The organism is Nocardioides dokdonensis FR1436 (assembly GCF_001653335.1).
GTDB classification, from domain to species: Bacteria; Actinomycetota; Actinomycetes; order Propionibacteriales; family Nocardioidaceae; genus Nocardioides; species Nocardioides dokdonensis.
Genome location: NZ_CP015079.1, coordinates 876,313 through 891,926, shown reverse-complemented (window position 1 = coordinate 891,926; position 15,614 = coordinate 876,313). Strand labels below are relative to the sequence as shown.

General features: G+C 73.5%; 16 protein-coding genes and 3 tRNA genes. 10 read left to right on the top strand and 9 right to left on the bottom strand.

All coding sequences use genetic code 11. The features are described from left to right. The 4 genes from I601_RS04325 to I601_RS04310 form a co-directional block, all read right to left on the bottom strand. Window positions 1-834, bottom strand: coding sequence for a peptidoglycan-binding protein (locus I601_RS04325; RefSeq protein WP_068106843.1), 834 nt, complete (start codon window positions 832-834; stop codon window positions 1-3). A gap of 104 nt (window positions 835-938) precedes the next feature. After that, window positions 939-1,964 carry a CNNM domain-containing protein gene (locus tag I601_RS04320; protein ID WP_068106840.1) on the bottom strand — a complete coding sequence of 342 codons (1,026 nt, stop codon included), beginning with the start codon at window positions 1,962-1,964 and terminating at the stop codon, window positions 939-941. Then, the gene (locus I601_RS04315; protein WP_068106838.1) at window positions 1,961-3,367 is read right to left on the bottom strand and encodes a hemolysin family protein; all 1,407 of its coding nucleotides are present in this window, start codon (window positions 3,365-3,367) and stop codon (window positions 1,961-1,963) included. Before I601_RS04315 ends, I601_RS04320 begins: the two co-directional genes overlap by 4 nt. A 67-nt stretch (window positions 3,368-3,434) precedes the next feature. After that, the gene (locus I601_RS04310; RefSeq protein ID WP_084527120.1) at window positions 3,435-4,742 is read right to left on the bottom strand and encodes an NAD(P)/FAD-dependent oxidoreductase; all 1,308 of its coding nucleotides are present in this window, start codon (window positions 4,740-4,742) and stop codon (window positions 3,435-3,437) included. Window positions 4,743-4,971: 229 nt separating this feature from the next. Here I601_RS04310 and I601_RS04305 point away from each other — a divergent pair, with 229 nt between their 5' ends. The 3 genes from I601_RS04305 to I601_RS04295 are packed head-to-tail and all read left to right on the top strand — an operon-like array spanning window position 4,972 to window position 7,947. After that, window positions 4,972-6,678 (top strand): carbon starvation CstA family protein, encoded by a 1,707-nt coding sequence (locus tag I601_RS04305; RefSeq protein ID WP_068106837.1) that lies wholly within the window; start codon window positions 4,972-4,974, stop codon window positions 6,676-6,678. Window positions 6,679-6,694: 16 nt separating this feature from the next. Continuing rightward, entirely contained in the window at window positions 6,695-6,949 is a 255-nt protein-coding gene (locus I601_RS04300) for a cory-CC-star protein (protein WP_068106835.1), read from the top strand. After that, entirely contained in the window at window positions 6,946-7,947 is a 1,002-nt protein-coding gene (locus I601_RS04295; protein ID WP_157519874.1) for an ArsA family ATPase, read from the top strand. The genes I601_RS04300 and I601_RS04295 overlap by 4 nt, the downstream gene beginning before the upstream one ends. A gap of 100 nt (window positions 7,948-8,047) precedes the next feature. On the opposite strand, the gene I601_RS04290 is transcribed toward I601_RS04295, so the two are convergent. Then, window positions 8,048-8,121, bottom strand: a tRNA-Phe gene (locus I601_RS04290). Window positions 8,122-8,262: 141 nt separating this feature from the next. On the opposite strand from I601_RS04290, the gene I601_RS04285 reads away from it, so the two are divergent. From I601_RS04285 to I601_RS04260, 6 genes are all read left to right on the top strand, one after another. Further along, window positions 8,263-8,757, top strand: a complete 495-nt coding sequence (locus I601_RS04285; RefSeq protein ID WP_068106831.1) for a nuclear transport factor 2 family protein — start codon at window positions 8,263-8,265, stop codon at window positions 8,755-8,757. Further along, window positions 8,754-9,599, top strand: coding sequence for an SDR family NAD(P)-dependent oxidoreductase (locus tag I601_RS04280; protein WP_068106829.1), 846 nt, complete (start codon window positions 8,754-8,756; stop codon window positions 9,597-9,599). Before I601_RS04285 ends, I601_RS04280 begins: the two co-directional genes overlap by 4 nt. A gap of 34 nt (window positions 9,600-9,633) precedes the next feature. Beyond that, window positions 9,634-9,706: transfer RNA gene (locus I601_RS04275), tRNA-Glu, on the top strand. Between the two features lie 118 nt (window positions 9,707-9,824). Further along, window positions 9,825-9,901: transfer RNA gene (locus I601_RS04270), tRNA-Asp, on the top strand. A gap of 70 nt (window positions 9,902-9,971) precedes the next feature. Then, window positions 9,972-10,931 (top strand): formylglycine-generating enzyme family protein, encoded by a 960-nt coding sequence (locus I601_RS04265; protein ID WP_169834657.1) that lies wholly within the window; start codon window positions 9,972-9,974, stop codon window positions 10,929-10,931. Window positions 10,932-10,968: 37 nt separating this feature from the next. Continuing rightward, window positions 10,969-11,343 carry a metallopeptidase family protein gene (locus tag I601_RS04260; protein ID WP_237089546.1) on the top strand — a complete coding sequence of 125 codons (375 nt, stop codon included), beginning with the start codon at window positions 10,969-10,971 and terminating at the stop codon, window positions 11,341-11,343. 46 nt (window positions 11,344-11,389) lie between these two features. Here the strand turns inward: I601_RS04260 and I601_RS04255 are convergent, their stop codons facing one another. From I601_RS04255 to I601_RS04245, 3 genes are read right to left on the bottom strand one after another with little or no spacing between them, the layout of a single operon-like run. After that, the gene (locus tag I601_RS04255) at window positions 11,390-11,722 is read right to left on the bottom strand and encodes a fluoride efflux transporter FluC (RefSeq protein WP_068106827.1); all 333 of its coding nucleotides are present in this window, start codon (window positions 11,720-11,722) and stop codon (window positions 11,390-11,392) included. After that, complete coding sequence (locus I601_RS04250; RefSeq protein ID WP_084527116.1) at window positions 11,719-12,156, bottom strand: fluoride efflux transporter FluC; 438 nt, start codon at window positions 12,154-12,156, stop codon at window positions 11,719-11,721. Before I601_RS04250 ends, I601_RS04255 begins: the two co-directional genes overlap by 4 nt. A 32-nt stretch (window positions 12,157-12,188) precedes the next feature. Next, window positions 12,189-13,112, bottom strand: coding sequence for an ATP-binding protein (locus I601_RS04245; RefSeq protein WP_068106825.1), 924 nt, complete (start codon window positions 13,110-13,112; stop codon window positions 12,189-12,191). Window positions 13,113-13,423: 311 nt separating this feature from the next. Here I601_RS04245 and I601_RS04240 point away from each other — a divergent pair, with 311 nt between their 5' ends. After that, window positions 13,424-14,917: an NAD(P)/FAD-dependent oxidoreductase gene (locus tag I601_RS04240; RefSeq protein ID WP_068106823.1), complete on the top strand. Its 1,494-nt coding sequence runs from the start codon at window positions 13,424-13,426 to the stop codon at window positions 14,915-14,917. A gap of 5 nt (window positions 14,918-14,922) precedes the next feature. Here I601_RS04240 and I601_RS04235 read toward each other — a convergent pair whose 3' ends face one another. Continuing rightward, window positions 14,923-15,600, bottom strand: coding sequence for a PaaI family thioesterase (locus I601_RS04235; RefSeq protein ID WP_068106821.1), 678 nt, complete (start codon window positions 15,598-15,600; stop codon window positions 14,923-14,925). Window positions 15,601-15,614: the final 14 nt, after the last annotated feature.

Here is a 15,614-nt window from a genome sequence, read left to right as displayed (position 1 = left end):
TCAGGGCTGCTGGATGTCGGAGGACTGGTCGGAGGTGGCCTCGGCCGAGCCCTCGATGCTCTGGTTGATGATCGCGTCCTGCTGGGCGATCGAGACGGCCTCGCTGTCGACCGATCCGACGTTGGCGGCCACGGCGGCGTCGATCGGCGCGGCCACGTTGGCGTTCGCGGCCACCGCGCCGTTGATGGGCGCAGCGATGTTCGCGTCGGCGGCGAGGTCGACGTTGACGTCGAGCAGGTTCCCGTCGGCCAGGTCGGCGGCCGAGGGAGCTCCGCTGGTGACGCCCCCGACCGTGTCCCCAGCCGTCTCGCCCAGTCCGTCGGTGAGCCCGCCGGTCGCGCCGCCCGTGGCGCCGTCGACCGCACCGGTCGCGCCGTCGACGGCGTCGGTGACCCCGCCGGTCGCGTCGGGGGAGGTGGGGGTGGTCGACTCGGCGTCGGTCGGGGAGCCGGCGGCGGTGGTGGCCGGGTCCGTGGTGGCCCCCGCCGCGCTGCCGGAGTCGGGGGCACCGCCCTGTTCGAGCGTGCTGTCCTGGTGGGCGTTGGCCACCGCGTCGGCGTCCACGCTCTGGTTGATGAGGGCGCCCTGATCGGCCATGGCCTGCGCGGTCGAGCCCTCCGAGAGGATGTTGGCGCCCACAGCCGCGTCGATGGGCGCGGCGACGTTGGCGTTCGCGGCGACCCCGAGGTCGATGGGGGCGGCGGCGTCGATCGCCAGGTCGAGATCGGCGTTGAGGTCGAGGATCGAGACGACCTCCTTGTCGGGGAGCGCGGTGCCGGTCTCGGCGGCGAGCTCCTCGTCGGTCAGGCCCTGCGGTGCGCGCTGGTCGCTCATCTACGTCTCCTGTGCTCGGGTGCGGTGACTCGCACATGCCCGCCCCCGCCGGCGCCGAAACGCGTGTGCTCCGACTGCGTCGGGAGTTCACCCCTCGGGGTGCGTCAGTCCGCGTCGACGACGCGTTCGGCCCGGGCGGTGGCCGGCATCATCCGCGAGAGCAGGTCGGCGATCGTGACGACCGTGGGGGCGGCGCCGGTGCGCACCACGAGCGCGATCTGGGTGCCTTCCGCGCGCAGGGTGGAGAGAGCGTCGAGGACGGTCGTGGCGCCCTCGAGGCGCAGGAGGTCGCGCACGAACGGCGCGACCGGGTCGTCGCCAGCGGCGGTGAGGGTGTCGCGGACGTGGACCACGCCGGTGGGCGCCTCCGCGGTGCCGACCAGGATGCGCAGGTGCCCGGTGGCCCGGGCCTGCCCGTGCACCTCGGCGACGCTCGCCCCGGCCGGGACGGTCGCCAGCTCCCGCTCACCCACGACCTCGTCGACGGTGGCCCGGGAGGTCGCCAGCGCCCCCACGAGCTGGGCGGAGGAGCCGGCGTCCAGGTCGCCGGTCTCGGCGGAGTGCCGCACCAGCTCGCGCAGGTCGTCGGCGTCCTGCTCGATCGCGACCTCGGCGACGGGCTCCACCCCGACCCGGCGCACGAGCCGGTTGGCGGCTTCGTTGAGCAGCACCAGCACCGGCCGGAAGACCCACATGAAGCCACGCATCGGCACCGCGAGCAGCGTGGCCGACCGCTCCGGGTGGCTGATCGCCCACGACTTGGGTGCCATCTCGCCGACGACGAGGTGCAGGAAGGTGACCAGCAGCAGCGCGAGCGTGAACGACACCGGGGCCGCGACGTACGTCGGCAGGCCGGTGGCGGCGAGCAGCGGCTCCAGCGCGTGGTCCACGGCGGGCTTGGTCACCGCCCCCAGGGCCAGCGTGCAGGCGGTGATCCCGAGCTGGCTGCCGGCGAGCAGCAGCGGCACCTCCGAGGCGCTGCGCAGCGCCGCGCGGGCGGAGCGGCTGTCGGCCGCGGCGGCCTCGAGCCGGGTGCGGCGCGCGGCGATGACCGCGAACTCGGTCGCGACGAAGAACGCGCTCGCCGCGATGATCGCGATGGTGACGGGGATGGCGGCGAAGCCGGTCATCGGGCCTGCTCCTTCTCGGGGTCCCCGACGTGATCAGGGTGCTCGGCCACGCGCAGCGCGACGGCCAGTTGGGTCGGCACGTGCCGGGCCACCTCGAGCACCTCGACCTCGAGGTGACGCCGGGGCGGGTGGTCGTCGTGGGCCAGCTCGGCGGGGTCGTCGGGCAGCGGGACCACCAGCTGCTCGCCCTCGCGGGGCAGGGCGCCGTGGGTGGCGATGACCAGGCCGCCGACGGTCACGTAGTCGCCCTCGGGGAGGGCGACGCCGAGCTCCCGCTCGACCTCGTCGAGCGGGGCGTCGCCGCGCACCGTCCACCGGTCCTGCGTCTGCGAGAGGACCATGTGCCGCTCCTCCTCGGCGTCGTGCTCGTCGGTGATCTCGCCGACCACCTCCTCGGCGAGGTCCTCGAGGGTCACCACGCCCACGAAGCCGCCGTACTCGTCGACGACGCAGGCCATCTGGTCGCCGCTCTCGTCCATCGCGCCGAGGGCGTCCGGCAGCAGCATCGTGGTCGGCAGGACCGTTGCCGGACGGGCCACCTCGCTCACCGGCGCCTCGTGCCTCGTGCCGTGGTGCAGCGCCTCGAGCACGTCGACGAGGTGCACCACGCCCGCCACGTCGCCCTCCTCGTCCAGCACGGGATAGCGCGAGTGGCCGCCCTCCATCGCCTCGCGCACCTGCGCCAGCGGTGTGTCGTGCGCCAGCACGTCGACACGCGAACGGGGCACCAGGGCGTGCGAGACGGGGCGTCGGGGGAAGTCGAGCATCCGGTCCAGGACCAGGCTCAGCTCCGGCGGCAGCTCGCCGGCGTCGCGGGAGACGCTGACGATGCGGCGCAGGTCGTGCAGGTTGGCGGAGTGCCCCACGTCGTGGACCGGCTCGATGCGCAACACCTTCAGCAGCGCGTTGGAGGAAGCGTCGAAGACCCGGATCAGCCACCCGAACGCCCCGATGTAGAGCAGTGTCGAGCGGGAGAGGCGTTGGGCCACGGGGTAGGGCCGGGCGATGGCGAGGTTCTTGGGGAACAGCTCGCCGAAGAGCATCTGCACGACGGTGGAGAGCACCAGCACCAGCACGGTGCCGACGAGGACGCCGGTCATCGTGGGTACGCCGACCCCGCCGAGCAGCTCGCCGATCGCCGAGCCCAGCACCGGCTCGGCGACGTAGCCCACGAGCAGGCCGGTGATCGTGATGCCGAGCTGGGCGCCCGAGAGCATGAAGGAGGTGCGGTCGGTGATCCGCAGCGTCCGGCGCGCGGCCCGGTCGCCCTGCCCGGCCAGGGCCTTCAGGCGCGACCGGTCGACCGCCATGTAGGCGAACTCCTGGGCCACGAAGTAGCCGTTGGCCGCGATGATGACCGCGATCAGCAGCGTGCCCGCGAGCAGGGTCAGGGCGGCGTCCATGCCTCCACTGTGGCAGCCGGGCGCTCCTCCGGACGGGTGGGCGTGGCCCGCGGGGTCGGCGCGGGGGTCAGCGCAGCGGGTCGAACGGCTGCAGCTGCACCGGCGTCACCCCGGTGGTCATCTGCTGGGCCAGCAGCCGGCCCGTGAGCGGGCCGAGGGCGACCCCCCACATCCCGTGCCCGCCACCCACGAACACGCGGGGCGAGCGGCTGGCCCCGATGAGCGGCAGCCCGTCGGTGGTGACCGGTCGCGAGCCGACCCACTCGTCCTGCCGGTCGTCGAGGTCGAAGCCGGTCAGCAGCGGCCGCACCGCGTCGACGATCGCGGAGATCCGGCGGGGGTCCAGCGGGGCGTCCGGCGAGCGGAACTCCATCATCCCGGCCACGCGCAGCCGCCGGCCGGTGGCCGACCGGATCGGCGTGCAGGCCACGCGCTGGGTGGGGAAGTAGACCGGCCGCTCCGGCACCGCGTCCCCGGCGACCGAGAACGAGTAGCCGCGGCCCGCCTGGACCAGGCGGCGTACGCCGAGGGGGGCGGCGAGCCTCTCCAGCCAGGCCCCGGTGGCGAGCACGACGGCGTCGAAGCGCTCCACGCCGCCCGTGTGCACCACCCGGACCCGGGTGCCCTCGTCGTGGACCCCGGTGACGTCGCAGCCCTCGAGGACCGACCCGCCGCGCTCGCGCACGCTGGCGGCGAGGCCCTCCATGTAGGCCGGCGGGTCGATGAACTCCTGGCCCTCCAGGCGCAGCCCGGCGCCCACCTCGGCGGAGAGGGCGGGTTCGAGCGCGCGCGACTGCGCGGCGTCCAGGAGGTCGTAGTCGATGCGCTGGCCGGTGCGCCGCATCGTGTCCAGGGCCTCGACCAGGTGCTCGCGGTCGTGCTCGGTGCGGAAGGCGGCCAGGAACGGTGCCGCCGGCGTGGGGCGGGGGGCGCCTCCGGCGTCCGCCAGCTCGGCGAAGGCATCGAGCGCCTCGGCGTTCATGGGGGAGTAGGCGTGGGTGCCTGCGGCCCAGCGGGCGCTGGTGCAGTGCCGGGCGAAGCCGGTGAGGAACCGCGCCAGGCGCAGGTCCGGCTGCAGCGGGATGTACAGCGGGGACGAGGGGCGCCAGCCGGTGCGGATGCCGTAGCGCAGCGTGCCGGGGTCGGGCAGCGGGACCGTCAGCCCCGGGGTCAGCCAGCCGGCGTTGCCCCAGGACGACCCGGCCGCGACCCGCGAGCGCTCCAGCACGGTGACCTGCACACCACGCTCCTGCAGGTGCCAGGCGGTGGCCAGCCCGACCATCCCCGCGCCGATGACGGCCACGGACCGCGGAGCGGGCCCGGAGCCGTTCGAGGAGCCGGGGGCGGCGGGGTGCGGGGAGCCGTGCAGGGCCATGTCTTCTTCTCCTGTGCCGGGCCGACCGGGCGAGGGTCGCCGGGCCGGACGCGCGTGGGCGGTGCGGGCTGGCGTGGCCTCGACCGTGTCCTTGCGGGGACCCTAGCCCCGCCCGACGAGGCGCGGCGCGCCGGCCGTCGCCGTGACCTCCGTCACGATCGATGCATATGCTGCGAGTCGGCCGGTTCGATCCCCGGCCCCTCGGCATCACTTCTCTCGGAGGTCGGCCATGACGTCACTGTGGTTGTTGTTGATCGGGCTCGCCATGCTGCTGGGTGGCTACCTGCTCTACTCGAAGTTCCTCGCCCAGCGCATCTACCAGCTGGACGCGGGGTTCCCCACTCCGGCGCACGAGCTCGGCGACGGCGTCGACTTCGTGCCCACGAACAAGTTCGTGCTGTGGGGCCACCACTTCACCTCGGTGGCCGGTGCCGCGCCGATCGTCGGACCGGCCGTGGCCGTGATCTGGGGCTGGCTGCCGGCGTTCCTGTGGGTCACCCTCGGCACCGTCTTCTTCGCCGGCATGCACGACCTGGGGTCGCTGTGGGCCTCGGCCCGCAACCGCGGACGCTCGATGGGCATGTTGTCGGGGCGCTACATCGGGGCCCGGGGCCGCAACCTCTTCCTCGTCGTCATCTTCCTGCTGCTGCTGATGGTCGTCGCGGCGTTCGCGGTCGTGATCACCAACCTGCTCATCTCCACCCCGTCGTCGGTGATCCCGGCCTGGGGCGCCATCGCGGTCGCGGTCGTGGTCGGCCAGATGATCTACCGCTGGCGCATCAACCTGCTCGCCACCACCGTCATCGGCGTCACCGCCCTCTACTCGCTGATCCTCGTCGGCGACCGCTACCCGATCGAGCTGTCCGACCCGGTGCTGGGCATGTCGCCGGCCACCTTCTGGATCCTCGCGCTGTTCCTGTACGCCGGCATCGCCTCGCTGCTGCCGGTGTGGGTGCTGCTGCAGCCGCGTGACTACATCAACGGGGTCCAGCTCTTCATCGGCCTCGGCCTGCTCTACGGGGCGGTGCTGCTCAGCACGCCCGACATCGTGGCGCCGGCGATCAACCGGTCGGTGCCGGAGGGCACCCCCAACCTGGTCCCGCTGCTCTTCGTCACGATCGCCTGCGGCGCCATCTCCGGCTTCCACGGGATGGTGTCCTCGGGCACCAGCTCCAAGCAGCTCGACAAGGAGACCGACGCCCGGTTCGTCGGCTACTTCGGCGCCGTCGGCGAGGGTCTCCTGGCGCTGGGAGCGATCCTCGCGACCACCGCCGGCTACGCGACGCTGGCCGAGTGGGAGGCGGTCTACACCGCGTTCAACCAGGGCGGTGTCACCGCCTTCGTCCAGGGTGGCGGCTCGATCCTGAACGCCGGACTGGGCATCTCCACCTCGCTGAGCGCCACGATCCTGGCCACGATGGCCGTCCTCTTCGCCGCCACCACGATGGACACCGGCGTGCGCCTGCAGCGCTTCGTGGTGCAGGAGGCCGGCGAGGTCCTCGGGATGAGGATCGGCAAGCTCGCCGCGACCGGCATCGTCCTGGTCGTCGCGCTGGGGCTGACCTTCAGCGCCGGCGCCGGCGGCGAGGGCGGGATGCGCATCTGGCCGCTGTTCGGCACGACCAACCAGCTGCTGGCCTCGCTGACGCTGTCCATCGTCGCGGTGATGCTGATCCGCAAGCGCCGCAACCCGTGGCCGGCGCTGGTCCCGCTGGCGTTCGTGCTGGTGATGTCCTTCTACGCCGCGATCGTGCAGCTCGGCACCCTGCGCGACGACAGCGACTGGCTGCTGCTCGGCATCGACGTGGTGATCATGCTGGCCACGGTCTGGGTCTCCGTCGAGGCGGTCCTGGCGATGCTGGACGCCCGCCGGTCGCCGGCGGAGCCCGACGACGCCGACCGCACCGACGCGGTCGACGCCATCCGCGGCGCCTGACGCGAGCGGTGCCCGGGTGAGTCGCTGGGCCGCCTTCCGCGCGGGCCTGGAGGAGTTCTACGCCGGCCCCTACCGGCGTACCTTCCGCCAGGCCCGCCAGGAGGAGGACGACCTGTTCCTGCTGGTCGTCCTCGCGGAGTCCCTCGGGGTGCCCGACCCTGCGGCCTACTACTCCGCCGAGCTGCTGCCGGCCACCTACGACGAGTTCCACGCCTGGCACCGGCGGATGGGCATGGACCGCTCGCCGCTCGACCACCTGGGCTGCTGTTGAGCGCGCCGGCAACCGGGCCCGGCCCGCGGGTGCTCTTCGTCTCCGGCAAGGGCGGCGTCGGCAAGACCTCGGTCGCCGCCGCGACGGCGCTCGCCCGCGCCCGTGCCGGACAGCGGGTGCTGCTGGTCTCCACCGATCCCGCGCACAACCTCGGTCACGTCTGGGACCGCACCCTGGGCGACGATCCGGTGCGGGTGGTCTCCTGCCCCGGGGGTGGGCACGTGGACGGGGTGGAGATCGACCCGGCGGCCACCGTGGAGCGGCACCTCCGCGCGGTCGGCACCACCCTGCGGCGCCTGCTGCCGGAGCGGTTGCACGCCGCGGCCGAGCAGCACCTGGCGCTGGCTCGCGAGGCACCGGGCACCCACGAGTCGGCGGTGCTGGAGCGGGTCGCCGAGGCGGTCGAGGACGGCTTGACCAGCCACGACACAGTCGTCTTCGACACCGCGCCCACGGGTCACACGCTGCGCCTGATGGCCCTGCCCGAGCAGCTGAGCGCCTGGACCGGGACCCTGCTGGCCAACCGCGATCGCGCCGACCGCTTCGGCGCGGCCCTGCGGGGTCTGGGCGGCGGCCCCGCACGGGAGGTCGACCGCGACGCCGAGCTGCGCCGGGTGCTGGTCGCGCGACGTCGCCGTCTCGGCGGGCTGCGCGACGCCGTCCAGGACCCCGCCACGACCTCGTTCCTCCTGGTGCTCACCGCGGAGCGGCTTCCGGTCGCGGAGACCCTCGAGCTGCACCGCCAGCTGGTCGCGCTGGGCATCGACGTCGGCGGCCTCGTCGTCAACCGCCGCTCCCCGGCCGACGCCGGCGACCTGCTCGCTCAACGCCGACGGGTCGAGGACACGCACCTGGTCGCGGTGCGGGCCGCCCTGGCCGACGTACCGCTGCTCGAGGTGCCGCTGCTGCCCGGCGATCTGGTGGGGGAGGCCGCTCTCGGCGTCCTGGCCGACGCGCTGACCCGGGCGCGGACGGCCGGCGCGGCCGAGGGGGCCTGAGCGACCGGCCCACAGCGGGGTGGGTGCCCCCGGAACGGCCGAAGGGCCCCGCCGGAGACCGGTGGGGCCCTTCGCGCAGGTCAGAGACCTGCGTTGCTCGTGGGCAGGGGCGGGGTCGAACCGCCGACCTTCCACTTTTCAGGCGGACGCTCGTACCAACTGAGCTACCTGCCCGAGCGACCGTCACCTTACAGCAGCAGGTCGTGGGCCGGACAAATCCTGCCCGGCGGGCGCCCGCCCGCCGCTGGGTGGTGCACGATCCCGGCTCGTGGGAGCGCACCGGCCGGACCCGGGCGCGCTGGTGAGGATGGGGTGATGACCCCCACCCTGGAACAGCGCATCGCCCGGCTCGAGGCGATCGAGGCCATCAAGGTGCTGAAGCACCGCTACCTGCGGGCCTGCGACCACAAGGACCCCGAGGGCTTCCGGGCCGCGTTCGTGGCCCGGGGCGCCGTCGTGGACTACGGGCCGAAGATCGGGCGCTTCGAGGACGCCGACGGCGTCACCGAGGTCTACCGGCGGATGGCGCTGCAGCGCCGGGAGGGCGCCTACGTGGTGCTCGACATGCACCACGGCCTGCACCCCGACATCGAGGTCCTGTCCGGGACCGAGGCGCGCGGGCGGTGGACGCTGCGGTTCCGCCAGGTCACCCTGGCCGACCGGATGGAGCGGGTCAGCACCATCGAGTACGACGACCGCTACGTGGTCGAGGACGGTGCGTGGCGCATCAGCTCCTGCCACGTGCGCACCCTCTGGACGCTGGCGACGCCGCTGGCCGAGGGCGCCGACATCACGGAGACCCTGTCGTGAGCGGGGCCAGCGGCACCGGGCGGGTCGCGCTGGTCACCGGCGGCAGCAAGGGCGTCGGCCAGGGCATCGCTGTCGGGCTGGCCGAGGCCGGGTGGACCGTGCACGTCTCGGGACGTGACGAGGCGCGGCTGGCCGGCACCGTCGCGCGGGTCCACGCCGCCGGCGGCCAGGGACGGGCGTGGCGCTGCGAGCACACCGACGACGGCGCCGTCGCCGCCCTCGTGCGGGGTGTCGCCGCCGCGTCCGGGAGCCTCGACCTGCTGGTCAACAACGCCTGGGCCGGGCCGCGGATGGACCACGCGCGGCCCGCGAGGCTGTGGGAGCGCCCGCTCTCGGACTGGGACTCCCTGATCGGCATCGGCCTGCGCGCCCACTTCGTCGCCCTGCACGCAGCGGCACCGCTGATGATCGAGCAGGGCAGCGGGCTGGTCGTCAACATCTCCTCCGTGGGCGCCCGCGCCTACCTGCACTCCACGCTCTACGGCATGTCCAAGGCGGCCCTGGACAAGATGACCCTCGATGCCGCCCTGGAGCTGCGACCGCTGGGGGTGAGCGTGCTCTCGCTGTGGCCGGGCCTGGTCCGCACCGAGCAGCTGCTGGCCAGCGGGGTCCAGGACATCGCCGGGGTGGCCGTCAGCGACGCCGAGACCCCGGAGCTGCAGGGTCGGGTGCTGGCGGCGCTGGCCGCCGACCCGGACCTGCACGCGCGCACCGGTCAGGCAGTGATCACCGCCGAGCTGGCCCAGGAGTACGCCGTCGCGGAGCCCGACGGGGGACGACCGGTCTCGCCGCGCGGGATGTTCGGCGGCGGCCCGGTCTTCGGGCCACTGCCGCCCGCCTAGCGACGGCGCCCGCGTATGATGCGTCGCGCGTCCGGCCCCCATCGTCTAGCGGCCCAGGACCCCGCCCTTTCACGGCGGTAGCACGGGTTCGAATCCCGTTGGGGGTACTGCTCGATCCGGTCCGGTGCCGCACCACCAGTGCGGACCGGCCTCGAATTGGGTGAGAAAGCAGTCCTGGGTTAGAGTTCCGACGCTTCACCAGTTCGGTTCCACCGGGTGAGCGATGGCCCCGTAGCGCAGTTGGTTAGCGCGCCGCCCTGTCACGGCGGAGGCCGCGGGTTCGAGTCCCGTCGGGGTCGCCAGCAAGAGCAAGTTGCCCAGGCCACAGGCCTGGGCAGCTTGCATTTGTGGGTGCGCGAGAAGATGAGCCACGTGAGCGACTCCCGACCCGCACCGTGCTGCGTGCCCGCCCAGCGGGCCGCCCCTGCTCCCGCACGGGCCCGCCACGCGGACGACGTCGCCGCCCGCCCCCGCAGCACGCGCGGCCAGGTGCTGGTCCCGGCGGGGAGCTTCGCGATGGGCGACGCCTTCGACGAGGGGTACGCCGCCGACGGGGAGACCCCGGTGCACGAGGTGCAGGTCGCGGCCTTCCGGATGGACGCGACGGCCGTGACCAACGTGGCGTTCGCGACGTTCTGCAAGGACACCGGCTACGTCACCCAGGCGGAGGAGCTCGGCGTGTCGGCGGTCTTCCACCTCGCCTACGAGGGGGACCGCCGCGACGTGCTGCACCCGGTGGCGGAGGCGCCCTGGTGGTGGGCGGTCCGGGGCGCCTCGTGGCGCCACCCGGGCGGCCCGGCCTCGAGCATCCAGGCTCGCCAGAACCACCCGGTCGTGCACGTCACCTGGCACGACGCCGTGGCCTACTGCGCCTGGGCCGGCAAGCGGCTGCCGACCGAGGCCGAGTGGGAGTACGCCGCACGCGGCGGGCTGGCCGGGGCCCGCTTCGCGTGGGGCGACGAGCTCACGCCGCGCGGCCGGTGGCAGTGCAACATCTGGCAGGGCGACTTCCCCCGGGCCAACACCGAGGACGACGGTCACCTGGCTACAGCGCCGGTCAGGACCTACCGGGCCAACGGGCACGGGCTGTGGCAGACCGCGGGCAACGTCTGGGAGTGGTGCTCGGACTGGTTCGACCCGGCGTACTACCGCGTCAGCCCGGTCGTGGATCCGCGCGGACCGGACAGCGGCAGTGCCCGGGTGGTGCGCGGAGGCTCGTACCTGTGCCACGACTCCTACTGCCACCGCTACCGCGTGGCCGCCCGTTCGAGCAGCACCCCGGACTCCGCCAGCGGCAACATGGGCTTCCGGTGCGCCAACGACGCGGACTGACCTCCGCCGGCAGCCGCCGGTCGGGCACCATGGAGGCGTGCCCCTGGACCCCTCCGACCCGCTGGTGACGGACCCGGCCCGCTTCGATGCGCTGGTCGACGCCGCCCTCGACGAGATCCCCGAGGAGCTCTCCTCCCTGGTGCGCAACGTCGTGGTGCTGGTGGAGGAGGAGCCGCCGCCCGAGGAGCCTCGGGACCTGCTCGGTCTCTACGACGGGGTGGCGATGACCCAGCGCGACTCCTGGTCTCCCCCCGGGCTGCCGGACCGGATCTTCCTCTACCGCGGCCCGCTGCTGGACCTCTGCGACACCGCGGACGAGCTCGCGCACGAGGTGCGGATCACCGTGGTGCACGAGATCGCGCACCACTTCGGCATCGACGACGCCCGGTTGCACGACCTCGGCTACGCCTGACCACGCAGTCCCTGAACGGGCAGTCCCTGGACGCGCTGCCCGGTCCTCACCGGCCGGCGCCCACCACGAAGCCCAGCGTGCAGAGCAGCAGCGAGCCCAGCACCGTCACGACCACGTACGCCGCCGCCCGGCGGCCGCGGTCGTGGGCCTGGACCGCGAACGAGGAGTAGGTGCTCAACGCACCGCAGAAGCCGGTGCCCAGCAGCGCCAGCGCGTGTCCGCGCAGCGCCAGGCCCACGAACAGCCCCAGCAGCAGCGAGCCGGCCAGGTTCGCCAGCAGCGTGCCGAGCGGCAGCCGGACCCCGTCCAGCCGGACGCCGAGCCACCAGCGCAGCGCCGCGCCGACGGCGCCGCCGACACCGACGAGGAGCAGGGTCACCGCTCCACCGCCGCACGGGGGGCCGACCAGTGCCGCGCCAGGGCGACGGCGGCCAGGGACGCCACGAGCGTCAGCGCCACGTAGCCGGCGGCGGACAGCACCCGGCCCGCGTCGAGGAGCGACCTGGTCTGCTCCGAGGCCGCCGACAGCGTCGTGAACCCGCCGAGCAGGCCGGGTCCGAGACCGACCTCCAGCAGCGCGCGTCGGCGTACGGCGGGCAGGGCGGGCAGGGCCGCCAGCGCGAAGGACCCCACCACGTTGACGACCAGGGTGACCGCGAGCACCGCGTCACCGCCGGGGGCGGCGGCGCCGATCGACCAGCGCAGCACCGCACCGCTCGCCCCACCGATCGCGACCGCCGCGAGGGCTGATGCCCCGTGCGGGACACCGGGGGAAGCGCCGGTCGACGCGCCGGAGGAGGCAGGCGGGCTCACGCGCTGACCCTAGTGGTGGTGCGGGGGAGTGCTCAGCAGGCGTCGGAGCACGAGCCGTCGCCCGCCCAGGCCAGCGGCTGCTCGCCGCGGGCCTGCCGGACGAACTCGCCGAGGTACCACTGCTGGAAGCGCCGCTGCTCCTCCGAGCGCGCCAGGGAGAGCAGCCGCTGCTGGCGGCAGAACTCGTCGGCGAGGTCGAGCAGCTCGATGAAGCGTTCCGTGGTGGCGGCGCTGCCGGTCGGAACGACGGCCTCGATGTCGGCCGTGTGCGCCCCACGCTGGTCGGCCTGGGCGATCTCCTCGGGGCCGATGCCGTGACGGAGCTCGCGCGCCAGGTCGGTGAACAGGTCGGAGAGGTCCTTGGCCAGGGGGTAGTCGCTCTCGTGGGCCAGGGCGAGCAGCCGCACCTCGCGGCGCAGCTCGCTGAAGTGCCGCTCGAAGGCCAGGTAGAGGTCGATGGGCACCCCGGTCACCCGCACGTGCACGGGGTCGCGCGGCGGCGCGTCCGGGAGCTCCTCGAGGCCGGTGATGAGTCCCTGGACGCCGTCGTCCTCGGCGAACCCGGTGGCCGGCGCGAACCACACGACCTTGCCGTCGGCCTCGATCTCGGCGCCCCAGGCGTCGGAGGAGCGGGCCACGATGCTCAGGCCCCGCCCGAAGGTCAGCAGCAGCTCGTCCTCGTCGACCTCGTCGACCGGGACCGGCAGCACCGGTCGGTCGCGCGAGCCGTCCCGGACCTCGACGCGGGGGTGCTCGGCGGTCCCGCGCACGCGGACCTGGATCGGCCCCTCGCCGTGCAGCAGCGCGTTGGTGACCAGCTCGGAGACACCCAGCTCGGCGCACTCGGTCAGCTCGGTACGCCCGATGGCGTGACAGGTCTCGACCACCCAGCGGCGCGCGTCCTGAACGCTGCGGGGTCCCGCACCCAGAGAGAGGGCGGGCCGGTTCAGCGGCACTAGGACTCCCACGGTGGACAACGACGGATGGACGGCAAAGCCGCTCACGGGTCTGGATACCCCGGCTGGCACCACGGCAAACCCGAGGGCTGCCACGAACCGGTCGGCGCGCGGCAGTGTGACCGAGGCGACGGATGCTGCGGTCGTGCGCCACTGTTGAGACCGTGAGAATGGGGTAGGAGTGCCCGAGGGCTGTTCCCGGGTGTGCTCCGGTCGCAGGACCGGTGCACGAGCGCCCCGCACGACCGACCGAGCCAGACCAGCAGACCCGCTCCCGGGCGTCGCCCGGGACATCGAGAGGTGAGACCACCATGACCGCGACCCAGGACGCATCGCCCGAGTCGGGACGACGCCACCGGGTGGTGGTGATCGGATCCGGCTTCGGTGGGCTCTTCGGCACCAAGCACCTGCGACGCGCCGACGTCGACGTGACGATGGTGGCCAAGACCACCCACCACCTCTTCCAGCCGCTGCTCTACCAGGTGGCCACCGGCATCCTCTCCGAGGGCGAGATCGCTCCCCCGACGCGCGAGGTCCTCAGCTCCCAGGACAACGCGACGGTGCTGCTGGGCGAGGTCACGGGCATCGACCTCGAGCAGCGCCGGGTCACCTCGCAGGTCCTGGGCCGCGAGACCGTGTCGGAGTACGACTCGCTGATCGTCGCTGCCGGGGCCGGGCAGTCCTACTTCGGCAACGACCACTTCGCCGAGTTCGCGCCCGGCATGAAGAGCATCGACGACGCCCTCGAGCTGCGCGGGCGCATCTTCGGCGCCTTCGAGATGGCCGAGCTCGCGGCCGCCCGTGGCGAGGAGGTCGACCACCTGCTCACCTTCGTCGTCGTCGGCGCCGGTCCGACCGGCGTCGAGATGGCCGGCCAGATCGCCGAGCTGGCCCACCGCACGTTGCGCCGCGACTTCCGCCACATCAACACCAGGCAGGCGCGGGTCCTCCTCGTCGACGCGGCCTCGCAGGTGCTGCCGCCCTTCGGGGCCAAGCTGGGGGAGCGGACCAAGAAGGAGCTCGAGGCCCTCGGTGTCGAGGTGGTGCTCGGTGCCATGGTCACCGACGTCGACGAACGCGGTCTCGAGATGTCCTACAAGGACGGTCGCTCCGTCCGGGTCGAGGCGGTCACCAAGATCTGGGCCGCCGGAGTGCAGGGCAGCCCGCTGGGGAAGACGCTCTCGGAGCAGACCGGTGCCCCGCTCGACCGTGCGGGACGCATCGGCGTCAACCCCGACCTGACCCTGCCGGGCCACCCCGAGGTGTTCGTGGTCGGCGACATGATCGCCCTCGACAACCTCCCCGGTGTCGCCCAGGTCGCGATCCAGGGCGCGAAGTACGCCGCCAAGGAGATCGACGGCCGGCTCAAGGGCAAGCCAGCGCAGGAGCCCTTCAAGTACTTCGACAAGGGCTCGATGGCCACCATCAGCCGCTTCCGGGCCGTCGCCATGGTCGGCAGGCTGCGCCTGACCGGCTTCATCGCCTGGCTGATGTGGCTCGCGGTGCACCTCTTCTACATCACCGGCTTCAAGAACCGGGTCAGCGCCGTCATGCACTGGTTCGTCTCGTTCCTGGGCCGCGGCCGCTCCGAGCGCACCGCGACCGAGCAGCAGATCTTCGGACGCAGCGCGCTGGCCAGGCTGCAGCGCGGCGCCACGGACCTCGTCTCTGCGCCCGGCGAGTACGACGACCTGCGCCGTCGTGCCGACGCGGAGCGCCGTGCGGTGCTGGAGGCCCAGGCCGTCGAGGAGGCCCGGCTGACCGACGCGGGGGAGCGCGGCACCCGCGCGGGCGAGCGCGCCTGACCGCGCTACTCGAAGAACGGCGGGGTCGGCTGCGTCGCTGACTCCTGCTCGGCGAAGGCCGGGCGCGCCCACTTGGGGAGGATGAAGACCCCCTCGGCCTCGACGGTCACGCCGTCGGGGCCCAGGATGCGGCCCTTGGCCCAGGTCTTGATGCCGTCCACGCGGTCGATCCAGGCCTCGGCGCGCAGCGGGCCCAGCGGCGTGCCCTGCCGGTAGACCAGGGTCAGCGTGCCGGTCATGCCGGGGCGCTTGCCGGCACCGGCGGCCTCGCCGAGCATCTGGTCGAGGATCAGGGCGGAGACGCCACCGTGCACCAGCGTGGGCGGGCCCTCGTAGGCGGCGCCCAGGTGGAAGTCCGACCACACCCGGCCGGTCTCGCCCTCGTGCTCGATCACCAGCGGCGGCGCGACCGCGTTGCGGACCCCGACCACGGCGTTGCCCCAGGCCCGTCCGCGCCCCTCCTGGTTGAAGCGCACGCCGTAGGAACCGGCGATCTGACGGACCCGCAGCCGCTCCGTCAGCGCCTCGACCTCCGCCTGGACCGCACGGATCTCGTCGTCGTCGACCTCGGTGCGGATGCCGGCGTCGACCAGTCCCCGGAGTGCGGCGGTGAACGGCGCGTACAGATCACGCTGCCGGTCCTGCTCCTCGGAGGAGATGTCGTCCTGCACGTATCCGGCCACGCACCCAGACTAGA